The sequence below is a fragment of the Streptococcus pseudopneumoniae genome (assembly GCF_001070815.1).
Taxonomy (GTDB): Bacteria; Bacillota; Bacilli; order Lactobacillales; family Streptococcaceae; genus Streptococcus; species Streptococcus pseudopneumoniae_P.
Genome location: NZ_JVLX01000056.1, coordinates 24,913 through 44,894, shown reverse-complemented (window position 1 = coordinate 44,894; position 19,982 = coordinate 24,913). Strand labels below are relative to the sequence as shown.

Below are 19,982 nucleotides of genomic sequence, written 5' to 3'. Positions count from 1 at the left end.
TTTTTTAATGGCTTCTACTGCTTCGGTAGCTGCTTTGGCTACCTCTGCTTTGGCTGCGGCTTTTTCTTCTGATGATAATTTAGCATTCTTATCGATTTCTGCAATTTTTTCCTCTGCAGCTTTTTGAATCGCATCTAACGCTTTTTCTTTGCCGATTGGATTTACTGCTTTGATTGCTGTTTCGCCTTTGGCTTGAACTTCATTTACAGCTTCTTGCGTTGTTGCTTTTTGGATGGCTTCTACTGCTTCAATTGCTGCCTTAGCTACTTCTGCTTTGGATGCTGCTTTTTCTTCAGCTGATAATTTAGCATTCTTATCGATTTCTGCAATTTTTTCTTCTGCAGCTTTTTGAATCGCATCTAACGCTTTTTCTTTGCCGACTGGATTCACTGCTTTAATCGCTGTTTCGCCTTTTGATTGAGCTGTATTTACAGCTTCTTGCGTTGCTGCTTTTTGGATGGCTTCTACTGCTTCAATTGCTACCTTGGCTACTTCTGCTTTGGATGCGGCTTTTTCGTCATCGGATAAGCTAGTATTCTTATCAATTTCGGACAACTTAGCTTCTTTTGTCGCTTTAATTGCTTCCAAGGCTTTTTCTTTGCCGACTGGATTCACTGCTTTGATTGCTGTTTCTCCTTTGGCTTGGGCTGCTTCTACTGTGGCTTGTGTATCTGCTTTTTTAATGGCTTCTACTGCTTCGGTAGCTGCTTTGGCTACCTCTGCTTTGGCCGCTGCTTTTTCTTCATCGGATAACTTAGAATTATTATCGATTTCTTGTTCTTTCGCTGCTTTTTCAGCATTGATTGCTGTAATTGCTGCTTCTTTTTCAATAGCTAATTTTCCATTATCTTTTGCAGAGTTGATACCCTCTTCAGTTGTTGCATTATCAATAGCATCTGTTGCATCTTTTGCTTCTTTAGCTACTTTTGCTTTTTCTTCCGCCTTTTGTTCTAGCGTTAAGCTAGTACTAGCTTCAATAGCATCCGTGGCTTTTTTAGCGGCATCTGCAATTTCTTTTTTAGCAGCATCTCTATCAAGATCTTTCAATGATTCTGCTGCTTTATCTAAAGCTGTTTTTGCTGCATCCACTTTTTCTTGAGCAGCTTTAACTTCCTCTTTTGTTGCATTGTTTCCTTTTGCTAAAACTTTGTCTGCTTCCGCTTTTGCTACTTCTAATTGATCTTTTAATTTTTCAAATTCTGCTTCATATGCTTTAATACTATCTGCTGTTTTCCCAGTTGTATCAGCTTTTTTCAATGCATCAGAGTCTGTTTTTAATTTTGTTTTTTCTTCTGTAGTTGCAGCTTCTACAAGAAGATTTTTAGCAGTTTCTAATTCCGTTTTCACTGCATCTACTTTTGCTTGAGCGGCTTTAACTTCCTCTTTTGTTGCATTATTGCCTTTTGCTAAAACTTTGTCTGCTTCCGCTTTTGCTACTTCTAATTGATCTTTTAATTCTTCATATTTTCTTTCATATACTGCGATACTATCTGGTGTTTTACCTGTTTCATCAGCTTTTGTTAATAAATCTGCGTCTGATTTTAATTTAGCTTTTTCTTCTACTGTTGCTGCTTCAATTAAACCATCTTTAGCTTGTTGTAAAGCTGTTTTTTTCTCGTTTACTTTGTTTAAAGCTGCTGTCACTTGTTCTGGAGTTGCGTTTTCGTCATTAATTACTGTTTCTGCGGTTTTAATTGCTTCTTGTGCATCTGTTTTCGCATCGTTATAGGCTTTTGCACTATCTGCAGTTTTTCCTGTTGTTGGATCTGCTTCTGTTGCTAAAGTGCTTAACGCTTCTTTTGCTTGTGTTAACTCTGTTTTATCAGCTTTATTGACTAATAATTCTGCAGCTTTGGTTAACTCTGCTTTTGCAGCATCTACTTTCGTTTGAGCTTCTTGAACTTCTGCTTTAGATGCATTATTTTCTTTTGCTAATACTGCAGCAGCTTCTGTTTTGGCAGCTTCTAATTGTGCTTTTATCGCTTCGTATTTTGTATTATAAGCTTCAATACTTTTTGGTGTTTTTCCAGTTGTATCAGCTTTTACTAATGAATCTGCATCAGCTTTTAATTTAGCTTTTTCTTCTGCTGTTGCAGCTTCGATTAAAGCTTGTTTCGCTGTTTCTAATGTTTGTTTTTTAGCATTAACAGTTGCCAATGCTTCTCTAACTTGAGCTACAGTAGCATTTTCATTATCAATAACAGTTTTTGCTGCTTCAATAGCTTTAACTGCTTCTTGTTTTGCAGCATTATAAGCGGCCGCAGTATCCTGAGTCTTCCCTGGTGTTGGATCTTCATTCACTAAACCATCCAGTAAAGTTTTAGAATCTGTTAAACCTGTTTTATCAACTTTTAATGCCAATTGCTTCGATAAGATAGATTCTAGAGCTTCTTTATATTCTGCTGTTTTCTTAACTTCCGTACTTGTTACAAGTGTCTTAATATTTTCTAATTCAGCTAAATACGCAGCTTTTGTTTCATTTGTTTTTCCATCTGTATCTGCTGTTTCGGTTGCTTTTAACTTATCATAAATACGAGATAATAAATCTTTAGCGATTGCACCAGTATCTTGATCAATATTGAAGTCTAGACCAGTTACTGGTAAAGCGTAGGCTTTATAGTTTGAATGATAATCAAGTCCCAATTTACCATTTTCAGCGGAACTAATTCTCACTTTATACGATTGAGAGCCTGCTGGTAAATTAATATTTTTAGCAGTAAAAGTTCCACCTGTAGCATAAGGTTTGTAAACATCCTTTGCAAACTCTTCTAAAGCGGCCTCTTTATTGTTTTTTGGTATATTAAACGACTGCCCTCTTGAAGTACTATCTTTTGCAGGAGTGATCTTCATCTCATCATTATCTTTAGCTACTGACGGATCGAATGTAGCTTCATATACTTTTGTTTCCGAATTATTACTATCAATACTAAAAACTTCTACCTTATAATTAGCTCTACTACTTCCGTCTGAATGATCTAGGTGCCCACTAAAACCCGTTTTAAAATCTAAATTTACCTTAGTGTTTTTATCTGAAGAATAAACTTTAAAAGTTTTCTCAATTCCATTATATCCTTTAACTGCTTTCGAAGTATGCTTTCCAAATGTTCCATCATTATCACTCCATGCAGAATTATCATACGCTTCCTTTGTTTTTGTTGCTTGCGTTCTTACTTCTGATAAAAACAACATATACTTACTAGTTCTATCAAATGACTGTTCTCCAACATACGCTTTAGCTGCACTTCCTAATATATTCATAGTTTCAACTGGAAATACCCCTTTATCAGTTGCTTTAGCTATAGCAAATTTCCCTGCACTACCATCTTCTTGATTTACTGCTTTCCAGCCACCAAATTCAGTAATTTCAGCAACGCTTCCAGCTGCAACTCCTTTTTCATTCCCTAAAGTATCCATATCTTGGACTTTCTTGTTATTCTCAATATAGTTACGTAATGTTTTAAGTTTTTTAGTTAAAGTTTCTAAATTAGCATCTGCCGCAGGTGCTGTATACGTTTGATTCGCAGTAGGATCTGTATCCGTTGTAGCTGCATCCGTACGGAATGGGTTATTTGTATCCAAGACTTTCCCATTACGTTCATCTCTAGAACCTGAGTTTGCAATCGAATTAGATTCTGAAGTTTTTTCAGTATTTGTTGCTTTAATGCCTACAGTAGCTTTTCCATTTGTAGTATCAACTGCTGGTGCTTCTTTTTTCTCTTCTGCTTTTGTTTGTAATTTTGTTGTTGCTACAATTAAGTTTGCATGTGCTTGTGATAATTCTGCTTGTGTTTTTGCATTACTCAAAACTGTTCTTGCTTCTTCTAAGACAGATCTAAGGTTGTTAGCGCTTTCTTCTGTCTTAGTAGAATATGTTCCTTTAGCAAACTTTCCATCAATTTCTCTGATTAAATCTGTTAATTCTTTCTTATCTAGAGTCTCCACCTTCTGAGGTGCTGATTCTGGAGAAGGACTTTTTTCAACTGTTGAAGGTTGAGTATTTGTCTCTACTGTTGCAGCAGGATTAGTGGTTACTGTGTTCCCTTCGTAGGTCCCATTCTGGGCATTCTGATCTTTAGGTTGCAGTGCTTGAGTCTCCCCATTAGTTGAAGGCCCCCCTTGCTCCGCAGCAGATACTGCTCCATTTCCTAAAAACATGAACAATGCAGCTACTGCGACACTAGCTGCACCAAAGCTGACCTTACGAATAGAAAAACGTAATTGCTTTTCACGATCGTATTTACCCTTATGAAACATCTAATTTCCTCCAAAATAAATATTTGTATCACATCTTATAATACACTTTTACTCTAATAATTACAATAACTCCTATTTCATATTTTTTAATCCATTACAGTCTTTTATGCGTATATATATATATACGCATAAAAGTGATTTTATTCTATTATTATAGAGTTTCTTGGAATAAAAATTATATTGTCAGAAATATTATTTTTTTATAACATTTAGCATTTTTTTAAAGATCCGGAAATTTCCAGATCTTCATTCTTATTTACTTTATTTTCTTAGCTAGCATGGTCGCAAAGCGTAGTTGAATACGATTGCCATTCTCATCGCGACGGTGAAGATGGCCTGGATTTTCATTGTACTTAACCAATTCCCAGTCCTTATAATAGTCTGCCAGTTCCCCTTCCTTAAAAGTAAATGGGAAGTTCACTGAGCAAGGATAATTCTCCGTATCCATGGCACAAACGATAAGATTATAGCCACCAACAGTGGTTTTCTCCTGCATGTTTTTGATAATTGCAGGAATGCGATCTGCTTGCAGAAACATCAAAACAACTGTCGATATGATGAAATCATAGTCTTGCCCAATGCTAGCTGAATTGATATCGTAAAGACCAACAGGCATGTCCAAATCTTCCTGCTCCACAATGCTTTGTAAGATTTCAAGGGCCAATTCATTTTGATCAACAGCTGTCACATCAAATCCTTGCTGGGCTAGAAAAAGAGAATTGCGCCCCTGACCACAGCCCAAATCCAAAGCTTTCCCTGGTTTTACTGTCTGCATAGCTTCCAGAACTTCTGAATGAACAGGATTAGTATTGTATTTCTTAGGGAAATAGTCCTCAGGTTTACAATAAAATTCCAAGTACCATTCTACATCATCTGTGACAGCTTCTACTCGGTGCCAGGCTTGCGGTTGCGCCATGGGATTGTCTGCACCTGCTTCAAAGAGGTGTTCAGCTAGAACTTCCCCTTCTTCGGTCAACTCAACAAACTTGAGAGTTCCTTTTAAAACAGTAATCTTGCCCCAAGTTCCAACCTTGGTATTGTGTTTCTGCTGAACAGCTTCAGGCATAGTTTCTTTATTCCACAAGGGCATACGTTTATAGGCAACTAGTTTTTCCATTTTCATTCCTCTTTTTATCGCTGGTTGACTGCTTTCATGACACGCGCGATGTCGCGGTTTTGCTCCCGTCGCTTGATAGACTCCCGTTTGTCATAGTCATGCTTTCCTTTAGCTAGACCTAAAAGGAGCTTGGCATAGCCATCTTTGATATAGACCTTAAGGGGAACAAGGGTCATTCCTGTCCCTTTGGTCTCTTGTTCCAACTTTTGTATTTGCTTCTTATGGAGCAGGAGTTTACGACGGCGTTCAGGTTCCTGGTTCCAGATATTGCCCTCTTCGTAAGGCGCGATATGAACATTGCTCAACCAAACCTCCCCATTTTTTACTTGGGCAAAGCCATCCTTGAGATTGATTCGAGCAGCTCGCACACTCTTGATTTCAGTTCCAGTCAGGACCATTCCTGCCTCTAGCGTATCTACGATTGTATAGTCGTGGCGCGCCTTTTTATTTTGTGCGACGACCTTTCCCTCGCCCTTTGCCATGCTTGGCTCCTTTCTTAGCTACTTCCTTGTAAAAAGGTTTCTTACCTTTTTTCTTCTTGTCTTTTTGTGAATGCTTGCGCTTATCATTTGAGCGTCCTGATTTTCTCTTGTCTTCCTTCTTATCTGAACGACGACTTGAACCACGCCCTCTGTCACTACGACTAGACTCTTTCAAGCCTTTTTCAATCACATCAAACTCACTTGGAATGTAAGAGAAATCAATCTCACCCGTCATCTTGTCGGCTCGTTCAACGCGAATGCGAATCTGCTGACCTACACGGAAGGTTGTTCCTGATTTCTCCCCACGAAGAGTCAAATCACGCTCGTTGAAATGATAAAATTCGGGTAAATTAGTGATATGAATCAAGCCTTCAACCGTGTTTGGCAATTCAACAAAGAGACCAAATTTGACGATACTGGACACAACCGCATCATACTCTTCACCAACGCATTCTTCCATGTACTCAGCCTTTTTCATAGCTTCGACTTCACGCTCCGCCTCGATGGCACGACGCTCACGATTGGAAGACTGGGTCGCAATCTCTGGAATCACTTGCTCAAAATGCTCTGCTATTTCCTTAGAATGTCCGTAGTCACGAATCATACGGTGGACAAGGAGGTCGGGATAACGGCGAATTGGACTGGTGAAGTGAGTGTAATAATCAGCCGCTAGACCATAGTGACCGTGATTGTGCTCTGAATAGCGAGCCTGCTGCATGGAGCGAAGAAGCATCATGGACAATACGTCCGCATAGGGTTCTCCCTCAACAGTACGCATGATATCTTGAAGCGCCTCCTGGCTAATCTCACTGGCAGTCCCATAAATGCGCAAGCCAAAACTCGAAGCATAATCAATAAACTTCTGAACTTTTTCAGCCTTAGGCTCCTCGTGAATTCGATAGATGAAAGGCAAATCCAGCTTGCTGAAATGCTCGGCAACTGTTTCATTGGCCATCAACATAAAGGACTCAATCATGCGCTCGGCAACACCACGCTGACGAAGAACAATATCAACAGGCTTACCTTGTTTATCCACTAAAATCTTGGCTTCATTGGTATCGAAATTGAGAGCACCACGTTTCACACGCATGTTTTCTAAAATTTCATGGAGCTTGGCCATAAGTTCGATACTAGGAACAATTTTCTGATACTCTTGTCTCTTTTCCTCGTCGCCAGCTAGGATATCATTGACATCACTATAGGTCATACGGAAGCTTGTCTTGATAACTGTTTGTGTAATAGTGTAGTTGACCACGCGACCATGTTTATCAATCTCCATAATGGCAGACTGGGTCAGGCGGTCCACTTGGGGATTGAGAGAGCAGATTCCATTTGACAGTCGTTCTGGAAGCATTGGCACCACACGGTCTGTCACATAAACAGAAGTCGCACGATTAAGTGCTTCCTTATCAAGGGCAGAACCTTCTGTCACATAATAGGAAACATCTGCGATGTGAACCCCAAGCTCCAGATTGCCATTTTTCAGAGCCTTGATATGCACCGCATCATCCAAGTCCTTGGCATCAGCACCATCAATGGTAAAGGTAATCTCAACTCTTAGATCCAGACGACCTTCCATATCCTTTTGAGACGGAGCATCCGGCACACTTTCTGCTTCCTTGACAACAGCTTCTGGGAACTCGGATACAATGTCCATTGATTCCAAGACCTCAAGAACATCAATCCCGACATCCGTTGAATGCCCCACCACATCGAGGACACTAGCGACAAAGAAATCATGTTTCTTGCTTGGGTATTTGTCGATAAAGACCTTAAGAACTTCTGTTCCTTCTAGTTTAAGGGCAGGTTTCTTAACATAAATCGGTTGGCTGATTTTCTGGTTTTTCGAACGGATGTAACCTGCATACTTAGGTTTTTCCTGATCTAGTACGATTTGACCGACAACGGTTGTCAAACTGTGTTCTAGGATATCGATGATTTTGGCTTCCGCTGCTGTTCCCTTGTTGCGGTCAGCGACTTTCTTGATGACGACCTCAACGGTATCACCATCAATAGCATAGTTGACATCATTTTTTCCTACAAAAAGGTCGTCCTCTTCCCCTTCTAGACTAACAAAACCAAAGCCATTTTTATGGGCATGAAAAATCCCCTTGAGAGTAATCTCATGTTTTTTCTTGGCTTCCAAGGTCAGACTCCCATCTTCTTCAAAGCGAATCTGGTGCTTTCTTTCCATTAGGGACAAGGTTTTAATCAACTCACGAAAATCTTTGGATCCGTCTTTTCCCAAAGCCTGAGCCAAATCATTGACAGTTACCTTTCCCTTGTCTTGCAAATATTCTTTTATTCTATCTTTCATATTTTCTTTCTAGATTTTTTAATTTTCTTTTACTGTAAAACCTTCTCAAACATCCTTTAAAAATAAAAAGAGGCAAAGACCTAGTCCTGCCCATTATTTTCTTATCTACTTGATAATACCGTCAATGCTAAGGCAATGGCTAGCCAGAAAAAGACTAAAATCCCTGTCAAACGCTGCATTACAGCTTCAAAACCGCGTGCTTTACTGCGTTCAAACAAATCACCTGAGCTGGCATCAAATACATTGCTAGATTGGTTTTTGGTTGGTTGCATGAAAATCGCAATCACAATCACAACAGATAATACTAATAAAATGGTTAATAATAGGTTATACATATCAAACTCCTTAAAATCCCTATTATTTTACCATAAAATCTACTTAGATTCAAGATGTAGGGTTACTTTTCTTTCCTTGGGACAATACTTTAAAACCTCGATCCTGTCTGGATGGGTTTTTGAATTTTTACTGGTTAGGTAATTGATACTGCCACAAGAGGAGCATTTGAGATTAATTTTTACTCGCACTAGATTTCCTTTACTTTTAATAATGTTCGAAATTGAAGCAGGTTAAAGAGACAACTAAAGGCAACACAAAGGCTTGTCGCATAAAAGACAGCATGGTAGCCAAATTGTCCTGCTACTGCAGAACCTGCCATGGGACCAACGACACCTCCCAGATAAAAGAATACCTGATTAAAGGCAAAGACCCTCGAAATACCGGCTTTGGGAGTCATTTTGCTGAGAAGGGCATTGACCCCAGGAATCAAGGCACCTGTCCCCAAACCAAAGAGGAAACGATAGAGTCCTAGTTGAAGGGGGCTAGAGGCATTGGCACAGAGGAGATAGATAATGACTGAATAAAACTGGGCTACAACCAAGAGGCGATGATTGCCTACCTTGTCACCTAGCTTTCCCATGACTCCTGCACTCATCATACTGGAAAAGCCCATACTGGATACAATCAAACCAGATACAAAGAGAAGATTCTCTGTCTGGCCTAAGTCGCGCACATAAAGAGCTAAGATAGGGCCGATTGATTGGGCTGAAAATTGGATGACAAAACTGGTCAGAAAGAGGTTGACCAAGAGATAGGGATATTTAACTGAGGTAAACAATTCCTTTGTTGGGATGGCCTTTTCCTTGGCTACTGGTTGAAAATCTTCCTTGATAAAGCAAATAGTCAAAAGAGCAGCTAAAAATAGAAAACTACCCACCAGTAAAAAGACAGTACGAATGCCAAATAATTCTGCAATAAAGCCACCGATAAAGGGACCAGTTAGAGTGCCTGCAACTACGCCTGTAGACAAAGTACCTAAGGCAGAGCCTGATTTCTCCTTGGGAACCTGACTGGCTATCAAGGCCGTTGCATTGGGAACAAATCCTGCAAATACACCGTTTAATAAACGAAGAAAGATTAACCAATAGATATTTGGCACAAAGGCCAAGCCTCCCATAGTGATAGTCATGGCAAGACCTGCCCGAATCATCATGGGTTTTCGGCCGTATTTGTCAGCAAGGGTTCCCCAGATAGGAGAAAAGAGCGCCGCGGAAATAGCAGATACAGAAATAGCTAAGCCTGCATAAAAAGCAGCTTGCTCACTCCCAACACCTAGATTTTCCACAAAAATGGGCATAAAGGGCACAACCAAAGAAATACTGGCTCCAGTCAGAAAATTACCAAACCAGGCAATGCGCAAATTATCCTTCCAGTTAATCTCTGTCATCTTGGCTACCTCCCTCAAGAAGTATACTCACCTGAGTAAGAAGCTGTTCCAGATTTCCATTGTTATCTAAAACATGACTAGCCAAATCTTTCTTTTTCTCTAAAGGCCACTGGGCTGCCAGACGAGATTCAGCCTCAACTTTGGACAACTTGTCTCTTTTCATTAAACGTTCTACTTGGACATCTCGGTCCACATAGACCAACCAAGTCTCATTAAACCAAGAGGCATAGTCCTGCTCAAAAAGCAAGGGAATATCCATAAAAAAGATAGCTTCTGTCTGAGCCAACTGGTCTCTCAAAGTAGCCAACTCTTCACGAATAATCTCTCCTTGGATTCGCTTAGACCATTCTAGTTCCTCAGGATTTGAAAAGATGAGACTAGCTAGGAGAGGGCGATTGAGTTCTCCATTTTCTAGAATGATTTCTTGACCAAAATGCTGGACTAGAGCTTCGAACAGTCGTCCACCAGGTCTCTGTAACTGGTGGACGACTGCGTCAGCATCCACCACTTGAAAACCTTGCTGTCTTAGAAAATTTGTCACAGTTGACTTACCCGAGGCAATTCCACCTGTAATTCCGATGATTTTTCCCATCAGTGCCTCCTTTGACAAGTTGGACAAAAGTGGGTGCCTCGTCCGCCTAATTGGATTTTCTCAATCACAGTTCCGCAACGTGCACATTCTTGACCAGCCTTATCATAGACCTGATGAAAATCCTGCATGGTTCCATCTTCCCCAAAGGCATTGGTATAGGTCCGAATGGTGGAGCCTCCTTTTTCAACAGCCTGACCCAAAACAGCAATGGTCTGGTCATGAATGGCTGTCGCTTCTGCTACTGTCAAAGTGTGGGAAGGTCTTGCTGGATGAACCTGAGCTCGCCAAATAACCTCATCCACATAGATATTGCCAAGGCCAGCTACCAAGGTCTGGTCTAAAAGGTGGGATTTGATAGGCTTTTTAGACTTGGCTAGGGCAGCTTGAAAGACCTGCAAATCAAAATCCTGCTCTTTTGGCTCTGGGCCTAGCTTTTTAGAAATAAAGTAGGCATCCAAAAGGTCTGGTGCAAGCAGTTCCATAGTACCAAACTTGCGCACATCCTCATAAACAAGCGTGCCACCGTCTTCAAACTGGAAGAAAACATGGGCATGCTTACGTTCAGGAACTTGGTCTGGATAGTAAAAATACTTACCCTCCATCCGCAAATGGGAAATCAAGACCTTGTCTGTCAGGTAAAAAAGCAAGTATTTGCCACGACGTCCCATGGACTCAACAACTTGACCAGGCACTTCCTTTTGAAATTGGTCCAAATCCGTTTTAATCATCTTGGGATAGCGAATTTCTATTCTCGAAATTTTCTTACCTAGAATCAATTTTTCTAAGCCACGACGAACCGTTTCAACCTCAGGTAATTCAGGCATACGTCCTCCTTCTGTAAAAACAAGAAGCAGGCATGAGCCCACCTCTACTTAATATTCTTTTTCATTATAGCCAAAGTCAGCCAAATCTAGTTTTTTATCACGCCAATTTTTCTTGACCTTGACCCAGGTTTCTAGGAAGACCTTGTCTCCTAGCATGAGTTCAATATCACGACGGGCCATACTACCAATTTTCTTAAGCATAGCACCACCTTTACCAATGATAATCCCTTTTTGGCTGTCTCGCTCCACCATGATAGTTGCACGGATATGAACCTTGTCTGTCTCTTCATCTCGCTTCATAGAATCAACTACTACAGCAACTGAGTGCGGAATCTCTTCACGAGTTAGGTGCAAGACTTTCTCACGAACCATCTCTGAAACCAAGAAACGTTCTGGATGGTCTGTGATTTGATCAGACGGGAAATACTGGAAACCTTCGTCTAGATTTTCACTCAAAATATCCACTAGACGAGACACGTTATTCCCCTGAAGGGCTGAGATTGGAACAATTTCCTTGAAGTCCATTTGATTACGGAAATCATCAATCTGAGACAAAAGCTGGTCTGGATGAACCTTGTCAATCTTGTTCACCACCAGAATCACAGGGACCTTGGCAGCCTTGAGACGCTCAATAATCATGTCGTCCCCCTTACCACGCGCTTCATCAGCAGGCACCATGAAGAGAACAGTGTCCACTTCACGAAGGGTGCTGTAGGCAGATTCTACCATGAAATCTCCAAGAGCCGTTTTAGGCTTGTGAATCCCTGGCGTGTCGATAAAGACGATTTGCTCCTTATCAGTCGTGTAAATTCCCATGATTTTGTTGCGCGTTGTCTGCGCCTTGTCACTCATGATGGCAATTTTTTGCCCCATAACGTGATTTAAAAAAGTTGACTTCCCAACATTGGGACGTCCTAAAATGGCTACAAAGCCTGATTTAAATGTCATAATTTCCTCTTACTGTTTAAAATAATAAATCCCAGATTCGTGGGAGAAAAATCAATGCGCCTGTTAAGGCTGCGAAAAGAGAGACCACTAATACCGCACCAGCCGCCATATCCTTGGCATTTTTAGCCAGCATGGAAAAGTGATAGTGACTGGCCAAATCCACTACATTTTCAATAGCAGAGTTGATAATTTCAAAGGCTACTACCAAGAAAATGCTCAATAGGAGAAAGAGCCATTCAATTCGTGACACCTGAAAAACAAAACCTGCAAGGATGACCACTAAAGCCGTCACTGCATGTTTTCTCATATTGCGTTCTTCCTTTATAGCAGTAAAAATCCCTGTAATCGCAAATTCTAAACTGGATATCAGGTCACGATTTTTCCATTTTCGTTTATTGTCTTGTGAGTCCATAGGCTGTCAAAATTTCTTCTTGTAAACCGAACATCTCCGCTTCTTCTTCTGGAGTGTAGTGATCATAGCCGTTGATATGTAAAAAGCCATGCACTGCCAAGAAACCCATCTCACGCTCAAAACTGTGGCCATATTCCTCGGCCTGCTCATGAGCCTTATCAATAGAGATGAACAATTCCCCAATATAGGCATCAAACTCAGACATCATCTCTGCCAATTCTGGATTTTCAAGTAAATCCTCTTCGTCAAAGGCAATTTCCAACTCTGGCTTATATTCAAGGCTGATAACATCTGTCGGACGGTCTGTGTCACGGTACTCCAGATTGAGTTCATGACTACGTTCATTGGTCACAAAGGTAACTGCCATCTCCTTGTCTTCTTTGCCTAATTTTTGGGCTGCAAATTCCAAAATTTCTTGGGTTTGTTGCAACATTTCTTTTGAAACTTGACCAGTTTCATCTACCATTTCAATATACATGTGCTTCTCGTTTCTCTTTACTTGGCTTTATTATACCACATTTCCATGATTTTATTCTACCTTTTTGATATAATACTATGGAATACAATCACAAGGAGAGAACGATGTCATTTGACGGATTTTTTTTACACCATATGGTTGAGGAATTGCAAAGAGAGTTGCTTAACGGTCGCATTCAGAAAATCAATCAGCCTTTTGAACAAGAATTGGTCTTGCAAATCCGCAGCAATCGCCAAAGCCATCGCCTGCTCCTTTCTGCCCATCCAGTTTTTGGACGCATTCAGCTTACCCAAACGACTTTTGAAAATCCAGCCCAACCTTCCACCTTTATCATGGTTTTGAGAAAGTATTTGCAGGGGGCCCTGATTGAGTCTATTGAGCAAGTGGAAAATGACCGTATTGTGGAAATCACGGTTTCCAATAAAAACGAGATTGGAGACCATATCCAGGCTACCTTGATTATCGAAATCATGGGTAAACACAGTAACATTCTACTGGTTGATAAAAGTAGTCATAAAATCCTCGAAGTAATCAAACACGTCGGCTTTTCACAAAATAGCTACCGCACCTTGTTGCCTGGATCGACCTATATCGCTCCGCCAAGTACCGAATCTCTCAATCCTTTCACGATCAAGGACGAGAAACTCTTTGAAATCCTGCAAACACAGGAAACGACAGCTAAAAACCTTCAAAGCCTCTTTCAAGGTCTGGGACGCGACACAGCAAATGAATTGGAAAACATTCTAGTTAGTGATAAACTGTCTACTTTCCGTAACTTTTTCAGTCAAGAAACCAAGCCATGCTTGACAGAGACTTCCTTTAGTCCAGTTCCTTTTGCAAATCAGGTGGGAGAGCCTTTTGCCAGCCTTTCTGACTTGCTGGACACCTACTATAAGGACAAGGCAGAACGCGACCGTGTCAAACAACAAGCCAGTGAACTGATTCGCCGTGTTGAAAATGAACTTCAGAAAAATCGTCATAAGCTAAAAAAACAAGAAAAAGAGTTACTGGCGACTGACAATGCTGAAGAATTTCGTCAAAAAGGAGAATTGCTGACAACCTTCCTCCATCAAGTTCCTAATGACCAAGATCAGGTTATCCTAGACAACTACTACACCAATCAACCGATTACGATTGCACTTGATAAAGCCTTGACTCCCAACCAGAATGCCCAACGCTATTTTAAACGTTACCAGAAACTCAAAGAAGCTGTCAAATACTTGACTGATCTGATTGAGGAAACCAAGGCAACTATTCTCTATCTGGAAAGTGTGGAGACCGTCCTCAACCAAGCTGGACTAGAAGAAATCGCTGAAATACGTGAAGAATTGATCCAAACAGGCTTTATCCGCAGAAGACAGCGGGAAAAAATCCAGAAACGCAAAAAACCAGAACAGTATCTGGCCAGTGATGGTAAAACTATCATCTATGTTGGACGCAACAACCTGCAAAATGAGGAATTGACCTTTAAAATGGCCCGCAAGGAGGAACTTTGGTTCCATGCCAAGGATATTCCTGGAAGCCATGTTGTCATCTCAGGAAATCTTGACCCATCTGATGAAGTCAAGACAGACGCAGCAGAACTAGCCGCCTACTTCTCTCAAGGGCGCCTGTCAAATCTGGTTCAGGTGGATATGATTGAAGTCAAGAAACTCAACAAACCAACTGGTGGAAAACCCGGCTTTGTCACTTACACAGGACAAAAGACCCTCCGTGTCACACCAGACCCCGAAAAAATCGCATCCATGAAAAAATCCTGATTCGACTTGAAATCAGGATTTTTAGCTTATACTCTTCGAAAATCTCTTCAAACCGCGTCAACGTCGCCTTGCCGTATATATGTGACTGACTTCGTCAGTCTTATCTACAACCTCAAAACACTGTTTTAAGCAACCTGCGGCTAATTTCCTAGTTTTCTCTTTGATTTTCATTGAGTATTATACACAAATCATATCCAATTATAGGACTAATCTTTGCCACCTAGTTTTTCATTGATTTTCATCATCACACTAGCAATTTTCTCGCCCCAATAAGGGTCTGAGGCATATTCCACATTCATACCAGAAGCCTTATTTCCAAGGAAAGTTCTGCCCCTATCGATATAATTTTCCTTAATCCACTTGGTTGCACCTAAAATTCCCTTATCCACATCATCAAATGTCTTTGCAGAAAGGTAAGGTGTCGTATCATAGGCTGTAATTCCAAAGAAATTATTCTTATCTTTGGCAATTTTACTTCTTCCCCAATCACTTTCTAAAGCACTATGAGCAAGCAGATAGAGGGCATTGATATGGTAATGTTCTTCGGATTCCTTAAAGGTAGCTCCCTTATTTTCCAAGAGACTATTGTTAATGTTTAGCAGACTAAATACCTTATCCAAGTCTTCAGCACTGTAGTTTGTAGCCTCTGTTAAATCTTTGAAAAGGAAGGGATTCTCAAGCTTAAAACCATCAAAATGCAGACCGTCTGCCGAATAATATTTCTTGCCTACTTCCATATCAGAAAGATGAGAAGCTACTGGGATACTAGCATTATGAGCCACATAGTGATAAAAACGGTGGCCATCACTCTCATAATAAGGGATAAAATCCTTACTAGCATCTAGTGCTTGTAAATCTTCTGTTTTCATATAGCCTGACAAACCAGAAATAGTAATAGCCAGGCGCTTATCATCACTTTTTCTATCCTTATCTAGCCAAACGACACTACCTTGCGATATATAGGAGAGTTTTTCACCATCTGCATTATAAACATTTGCTGTGACAGGTACTACTTGATAATAAGCAGCATTTTCATTTGTAGCTTTTTCTCCAAGCCATTTACCATCGCTTCCAAGCTGATAACCATCTACTGTCTCATTTTTCGCCATGTAGCCACCAGATTTGAAGTAGTACCAGGCTTGACTTTTAGCATCGTATAGCCATTCTTTCTCAGTCATTTTCCCATCAGACTTGAGGTAAAACCATGACTCTTTATCCCAAATCCATTCATTGGCTGCCATATAGCCACCAGATTTGAGATAATAATAGTAACCATTTTCGAAAATCCATTCTTTATCAGCATGATTTCCATTTTCTTTAATGTAAAACCAAGACTGGTATTGTTTGTCAAAAAGCCAACCTTGCTGTACTTTGGCACCACTAGCATTCACATAAGCCTGTTCAATCCACTGACTTGTCAGTAAATAACCACCGGATTTGAAATAATAATCCTTCCCTTTAATTTGGAGCCATTCTTTCTCTGCGTGCTGTCCATCTGCTTTGATATAAAACCAAGCGTCGTATTGAGAATCAAATACCCAGTCTTCTATTACTTTGGCCCCTGTTGCACCAACATAGGAAGCACCTACCCAAGCATTTCTCTTCATCTTTCCATTTTGGTCAAGATAATAAAAGGCTCCCTTGTCTTCTATCCATTCTGATTTGGCCATATAGCCACCAGATTTGAGGTAAAAGTAGTCGTCACCTTGCTTTAGCCATTCATTTTCAGCATAGTTAGCATCTGCTTTTATATAAAACCAAGATTGATAGTGAGCATCAAAAACCCACTCATTCGCTACTGGACTACCATCTGCTTTCAGGTATTGTTTTCCTTGCCAAGTACCATCACTAGCCATTGCACTCTCTGGTCTGGCTAAGAAAAATAGCAGGGCTAAAAAAATAAATCTCAATTTCTTCATTAATTTACTTCCTCTGTTCTTATCCATTTCATTATATCAAAATTCTCTATAATCAACATTACAAACTAATAAAAATCAAGAACAGATTGATTGCAGTTTACTTCAGAGACTCTTTTACTTCCTTGCGTAGATTTTCTAGACTGCTGATGCCATATTTATCCATAACCTTTGGCAGATTTTCGATGATGTCAGGGCAGGCATAAGGATTGGTAAAGTTGGCTGTTCCAACTCCGATGGCAGATGCCCCAGCCAGATACATTTCTAGGGCAGCTTCTGCCGAATCCACTCCCCCCATTCCAATGATAGGCAGGTCTGTTGTTTGGGCGACTTGGCGGATGAGTTTGAGGGCTACTGGAAATACTGCTGGACCAGACATTCCACCTGTTCCATTGGCCAAGATTGGTTTTCTGGTTTTGAGGTCAAAGCGCATTCCAACTAGAGTATTAATCATGGTTAATCCACTTGCTCCTGCATCCTCTGCTGCCTTTGCGACAGTAACGATATCGGTCACACTAGGAGTTAGTTTGACATAAACTGGTACATCAGAGGCTTCCACAGCTGCTTTCACTACATCATAAGCCAAATCTGGATCTTGACCAATCAAAAGTCCATGATTACAGTGGTCTACGTTAGGACAAGAGATATTGAGCTCAATTGCCTTTACATTAGCTGCCTTGGAAATACCACTAGAAACAGCTGCATACTCTTGTTTTGAAAAACCAGCTACATTGGCAATAATAGGAAGATTTGGATATTCTCTTTCCAACCACGGTAGCTTTTCAGCTAAAACAGCTTCTAAACCAGGATTTTGCAAACCGATTGCATTGAGCATGCCCGCAGGTGTTTCTGCCACCCTTGGAGTTGGATTCCCAAAGCGTGGTTCAAGAGTTGTCGCCTTGATCATAATAGAACCTAAAAGGTCTAAATCATAGTACTTGGCATACTCCTGACCAAAACCAAAACAGCCTGATGCTGGAATGATGGGATTTTTCAAATCCAAACCAGGTAGAGAAACTTGTAAACGATTTCTAGTCATGATTTTCTCCTTATAATACAACTGTTCCTGTGCGGAAAACAGGGCCATCTTCACAGACGCGTTGGCTGACCGTCTCGCTTTCTGGCACTTTTAGGACGCAGGCATAGCAAGCCCCCATCCCACAAGCCATACGTGATTCCAAAGATAGATAGGCTCTTGGATGGTTATAGAAGGTTTGGTTGATATACTTCATCATTCCAGGTGCCCCACATGAGTAAACAGCATCAAATTGACTATCTAAATCATTGATGACAACGGAAACATTCCCCTTGATTCCATAAGAACCATCATCTGTCGTTACAAAGACCTGCCCATATTGGGCCAATTCCGTCTCTAAAATAACAGCATCCTTATTAGCAAAACCGAGAACTGTCACTACTTTCACACCACGCGCATGCAATTTTTTGGCTACTTCAAGCAAGGGCGGAACACCAATCCCCCCTCCAACAAGGAGAACCTGGCTCTGCTCATCTAGGTCAGACAAGTCAAAACCATTCCCCTGAGGCCCCATCACATCAAGAGTGTCTCCCTGACTTAAGGTTGAGAAAATAGCTGTGCCAGCCCCCTCAATCCGATAAATGAGATGACACTGCTTCTTAACCTTATCGATAGACGAAATCGAAATAGGACGGCGCAAGAGATGGGCATCATCAGGCACACGCAGGTGAAGAAATTGGCCTGCTCGCATGGCTTCAACCATTTCTCCTTCTAGGACTAATTCAAAGATTGCTGGTGCGATTTCCTCTTGTGCAACCACCTTCATGGTTTCCAAACGAATGGCACCCAAGCGTTTCTTACATGTGGGATTCATGACTTTTCCTCCTTAAATTTTAAGGGGACCAGATAAAGAAAAGACCTTGCGATTGCAAGGCCTCAGTTAAAATCGTACAAGACAAGAGAGCACACTCAAAAAGTCTCCTCTAGAAAATTGTACTTTTCTTTTATCTGACACCTTGTGAGTCTCTCTGGACTCCCCTTAAAGGTTAAATTTTTACTAGTATACTCTTTCAGCTAAAAAAAGTCAAGTAGAAAACGAACATTCTACTTGACATCACGAGATTATTTTTCACGAATGACTTCGACCTTGTATCCATCAGGGTCTTTGACAAAATAATAGTTTGGTACAGTTCCTGGTAGACCATTTGGCTCAGTCACTTCATAGCCTTTTGCACTGTGCTCTTGGTGAAGAGCTTCAAGATCAGGTGTACTGAGGGCGATGTGGGCAAACCCATCTCCGACCACATAAGGACCGTGATCGTAGTTATAAGTCAACTCCAACTCATAGTCGTCACCTTCAAGTCCTAGATAAACAATGGTGAAAGCATGATCTGGAAAATCTTTGCGGCGCAATTCTTTAAAACCAAAAGCATCTTGATAAAATGCGATTGATTTTTCAAGATTTTCTACTCGCAAGCAAGTGTGTAGCATTTTTGAAGCCATATTTTTCTCCTTTATTTTCAAAAAGACTGGGACAATCCTGTTCCAGTCTTATCAGTTATTATTTACCAAGTTTTGCTTTAGCTGCATCTGCAAGAGCTGTGAAAGCTGCTGCATCGTTAACAGCCAAGTCAGCAAGCATTTTACGGTTAACTTCGATCTCAGCCAATTTCAAACCATGCATCAATTGTGAGTATGAAAGTCCGTTCATACGAGCTGCCGCATTGATACGAGTGATCCACAATTTGCGGAAGTCACGTTTTTTCTGACGACGGTCACGGTATGCATAGTAGTAAGAGTTCATTACTTGTTCTTTTGCAGTACGGAACAAGATGTGTTTAGCTCCATAGTAACCTTTTGCTAATTTAAGAATACGTTTACGACGTTTGCGTGATACAACGCCACCTTTAACACGTGCCATGTTTTATTTCCTCCAAATATTTCCTAGAATTGTTTACTTACAGTCAAGCTATTATTTCAAGCGAGTAAGCATTGCTTTGATACGTTTGTAATCTCCTGAATGCACCATAGATGCTTTACGAAGATGACGACGTTGTTTCTTAGTTTTTCCGTGGAAACGGTGAGAAGTGTAAGCACGGAAACGTTTAAGTCCACCAGAACCTGTACGTTTGAAACGTTTAGCTGATGCGCGGTGTGTTTTTTGTTTTGGCATGATTTTTTCT

General features: G+C 40.7%; 19 protein-coding genes. 1 reads left to right on the top strand and 18 read right to left on the bottom strand.

Annotation, left to right across the window (positions count from 1 at the left end; translation table 11 throughout):
* The 12 genes from ADG81_RS06815 to ybeY all read right to left on the bottom strand — a co-directional run.
* The coding region (locus tag ADG81_RS06815) for a DUF1542 domain-containing protein (RefSeq protein ID WP_049551293.1) at nt 1-4,254 on the bottom strand (4,254 nt) is incomplete at its 3' end.
* A gap of 256 nt (nt 4,255-4,510) precedes the next feature.
* Entirely contained in the window at nt 4,511-5,371 is an 861-nt protein-coding gene (gene tehB / locus ADG81_RS06810; RefSeq protein WP_049551292.1) for an SAM-dependent methyltransferase TehB, read from the bottom strand.
* Nucleotides 5,372-5,385: 14 nt separating this feature from the next.
* Nucleotides 5,386-5,853 (bottom strand): SsrA-binding protein SmpB, encoded by a 468-nt coding sequence (gene smpB / locus ADG81_RS06805; RefSeq protein ID WP_001051750.1) that lies wholly within the window; start codon nt 5,851-5,853, stop codon nt 5,386-5,388.
* Nucleotides 5,816-8,170, bottom strand: a complete 2,355-nt coding sequence (gene rnr / locus ADG81_RS06800) for a ribonuclease R (RefSeq protein WP_049551291.1) — start codon at nt 8,168-8,170, stop codon at nt 5,816-5,818. The genes smpB and rnr overlap by 38 nt, the downstream gene beginning before the upstream one ends.
* Nucleotides 8,171-8,271: 101 nt before the next feature.
* Complete coding sequence (gene secG / locus ADG81_RS06795; protein ID WP_000282517.1) at nt 8,272-8,505, bottom strand: preprotein translocase subunit SecG; 234 nt, start codon at nt 8,503-8,505, stop codon at nt 8,272-8,274.
* Nucleotides 8,506-8,544: 39 nt separating this feature from the next.
* Entirely contained in the window at nt 8,545-8,694 is a 150-nt protein-coding gene (gene rpmG / locus ADG81_RS06790; RefSeq protein ID WP_049551290.1) for a 50S ribosomal protein L33, read from the bottom strand.
* Nucleotides 8,694-9,893: a multidrug efflux MFS transporter gene (locus ADG81_RS06785; RefSeq protein ID WP_049551289.1), complete on the bottom strand. Its 1,200-nt coding sequence runs from the start codon at nt 9,891-9,893 to the stop codon at nt 8,694-8,696. The genes rpmG and ADG81_RS06785 overlap by 1 nt, the downstream gene beginning before the upstream one ends.
* Nucleotides 9,880-10,485 carry a dephospho-CoA kinase gene (coaE, locus tag ADG81_RS06780; protein ID WP_049551288.1) on the bottom strand — a complete coding sequence of 202 codons (606 nt, stop codon included), beginning with the start codon at nt 10,483-10,485 and terminating at the stop codon, nt 9,880-9,882. Before coaE ends, ADG81_RS06785 begins: the two co-directional genes overlap by 14 nt.
* The gene (gene mutM, locus ADG81_RS06775; protein WP_049551287.1) at nt 10,485-11,309 is read right to left on the bottom strand and encodes a DNA-formamidopyrimidine glycosylase; all 825 of its coding nucleotides are present in this window, start codon (nt 11,307-11,309) and stop codon (nt 10,485-10,487) included. Before mutM ends, coaE begins: the two co-directional genes overlap by 1 nt.
* A gap of 48 nt (nt 11,310-11,357) precedes the next feature.
* Nucleotides 11,358-12,257 (bottom strand): GTPase Era, encoded by a 900-nt coding sequence (gene era / locus ADG81_RS06770; protein WP_000143264.1) that lies wholly within the window; start codon nt 12,255-12,257, stop codon nt 11,358-11,360.
* A gap of 16 nt (nt 12,258-12,273) precedes the next feature.
* The gene (locus ADG81_RS06765) at nt 12,274-12,669 is read right to left on the bottom strand and encodes a diacylglycerol kinase family protein (protein ID WP_000378157.1); all 396 of its coding nucleotides are present in this window, start codon (nt 12,667-12,669) and stop codon (nt 12,274-12,276) included.
* The gene (ybeY, locus tag ADG81_RS06760; RefSeq protein ID WP_000275156.1) at nt 12,650-13,147 is read right to left on the bottom strand and encodes an rRNA maturation RNase YbeY; all 498 of its coding nucleotides are present in this window, start codon (nt 13,145-13,147) and stop codon (nt 12,650-12,652) included. The genes ADG81_RS06765 and ybeY overlap by 20 nt, the downstream gene beginning before the upstream one ends.
* Nucleotides 13,148-13,251: 104 nt before the next feature.
* Between ybeY and pavA the strand changes: the two genes are divergently transcribed.
* Nucleotides 13,252-14,907 carry an Rqc2 family fibronectin-binding protein PavA gene (pavA, locus tag ADG81_RS06755; RefSeq protein WP_049551286.1) on the top strand — a complete coding sequence of 552 codons (1,656 nt, stop codon included), beginning with the start codon at nt 13,252-13,254 and terminating at the stop codon, nt 14,905-14,907.
* Between the two features lie 206 nt (nt 14,908-15,113).
* Here the strand turns inward: pavA and ADG81_RS06750 are convergent, their stop codons facing one another.
* The 6 genes from ADG81_RS06750 to rpmI form a co-directional block, all read right to left on the bottom strand.
* Nucleotides 15,114-16,826 (bottom strand): glucosaminidase domain-containing protein, encoded by a 1,713-nt coding sequence (locus tag ADG81_RS06750; RefSeq protein ID WP_049551285.1) that lies wholly within the window; start codon nt 16,824-16,826, stop codon nt 15,114-15,116.
* Nucleotides 16,827-16,923: 97 nt separating this feature from the next.
* Nucleotides 16,924-17,910, bottom strand: a complete 987-nt coding sequence (locus ADG81_RS06745; RefSeq protein WP_161800587.1) for a dihydroorotate dehydrogenase — start codon at nt 17,908-17,910, stop codon at nt 16,924-16,926.
* Nucleotides 17,873-18,673 carry a dihydroorotate dehydrogenase electron transfer subunit gene (locus tag ADG81_RS06740; protein ID WP_049551283.1) on the bottom strand — a complete coding sequence of 267 codons (801 nt, stop codon included), beginning with the start codon at nt 18,671-18,673 and terminating at the stop codon, nt 17,873-17,875. The genes ADG81_RS06745 and ADG81_RS06740 overlap by 38 nt, the downstream gene beginning before the upstream one ends.
* A 248-nt stretch (nt 18,674-18,921) precedes the next feature.
* Nucleotides 18,922-19,302: a VOC family protein gene (locus ADG81_RS06735; RefSeq protein WP_049551282.1), complete on the bottom strand. Its 381-nt coding sequence runs from the start codon at nt 19,300-19,302 to the stop codon at nt 18,922-18,924.
* A gap of 58 nt (nt 19,303-19,360) precedes the next feature.
* The gene (gene rplT / locus ADG81_RS06730; protein WP_000124834.1) at nt 19,361-19,720 is read right to left on the bottom strand and encodes a 50S ribosomal protein L20; all 360 of its coding nucleotides are present in this window, start codon (nt 19,718-19,720) and stop codon (nt 19,361-19,363) included.
* Nucleotides 19,721-19,771: 51 nt separating this feature from the next.
* Nucleotides 19,772-19,972, bottom strand: a complete 201-nt coding sequence (rpmI, locus tag ADG81_RS06725; RefSeq protein WP_001125943.1) for a 50S ribosomal protein L35 — start codon at nt 19,970-19,972, stop codon at nt 19,772-19,774.
* Nucleotides 19,973-19,982 lie beyond the last annotated feature (10 nt).

Coding starts and splice junctions, on each gene's coding strand:
- tehB (WP_049551292.1), bottom strand. CDS start 5,371: ATGGAAAAACTAGTTGCCTATAAACGTATGCCCTTGTGGAATAAAGAA.
- smpB (WP_001051750.1), bottom strand. CDS start 5,853: ATGGCAAAGGGCGAGGGAAAGGTCGTCGCACAAAATAAAAAGGCGCGC.
- rnr (WP_049551291.1), bottom strand. CDS start 8,170: ATGAAAGATAGAATAAAAGAATATTTGCAAGACAAGGGAAAGGTAACT.
- secG (WP_000282517.1), bottom strand. CDS start 8,505: ATGTATAACCTATTATTAACCATTTTATTAGTATTATCTGTTGTGATT.
- ADG81_RS06785 (WP_049551289.1), bottom strand. CDS start 9,893: ATGACAGAGATTAACTGGAAGGATAATTTGCGCATTGCCTGGTTTGGT.
- coaE (WP_049551288.1), bottom strand. CDS start 10,485: ATGGGAAAAATCATCGGAATTACAGGTGGAATTGCCTCGGGTAAGTCA.
- mutM (WP_049551287.1), bottom strand. CDS start 11,309: ATGCCTGAATTACCTGAGGTTGAAACGGTTCGTCGTGGCTTAGAAAAA.
- era (WP_000143264.1), bottom strand. CDS start 12,257: ATGACATTTAAATCAGGCTTTGTAGCCATTTTAGGACGTCCCAATGTT.
- ADG81_RS06765 (WP_000378157.1), bottom strand. CDS start 12,669: ATGGACTCACAAGACAATAAACGAAAATGGAAAAATCGTGACCTGATA.
- ybeY (WP_000275156.1), bottom strand. CDS start 13,147: ATGTATATTGAAATGGTAGATGAAACTGGTCAAGTTTCAAAAGAAATG.
- pavA (WP_049551286.1), top strand. CDS start 13,252: ATGTCATTTGACGGATTTTTTTTACACCATATGGTTGAGGAATTGCAA.
- ADG81_RS06750 (WP_049551285.1), bottom strand. CDS start 16,826: ATGAAGAAATTGAGATTTATTTTTTTAGCCCTGCTATTTTTCTTAGCC.
- ADG81_RS06745 (WP_161800587.1), bottom strand. CDS start 17,910: ATGGCCCTGTTTTCCGCACAGGAACAGTTGTATTATAAGGAGAAAATC.
- ADG81_RS06740 (WP_049551283.1), bottom strand. CDS start 18,673: ATGAATCCCACATGTAAGAAACGCTTGGGTGCCATTCGTTTGGAAACC.
- ADG81_RS06735 (WP_049551282.1), bottom strand. CDS start 19,302: ATGGCTTCAAAAATGCTACACACTTGCTTGCGAGTAGAAAATCTTGAA.
- rplT (WP_000124834.1), bottom strand. CDS start 19,720: ATGGCACGTGTTAAAGGTGGCGTTGTATCACGCAAACGTCGTAAACGT.
- rpmI (WP_001125943.1), bottom strand. CDS start 19,972: ATGCCAAAACAAAAAACACACCGCGCATCAGCTAAACGTTTCAAACGT.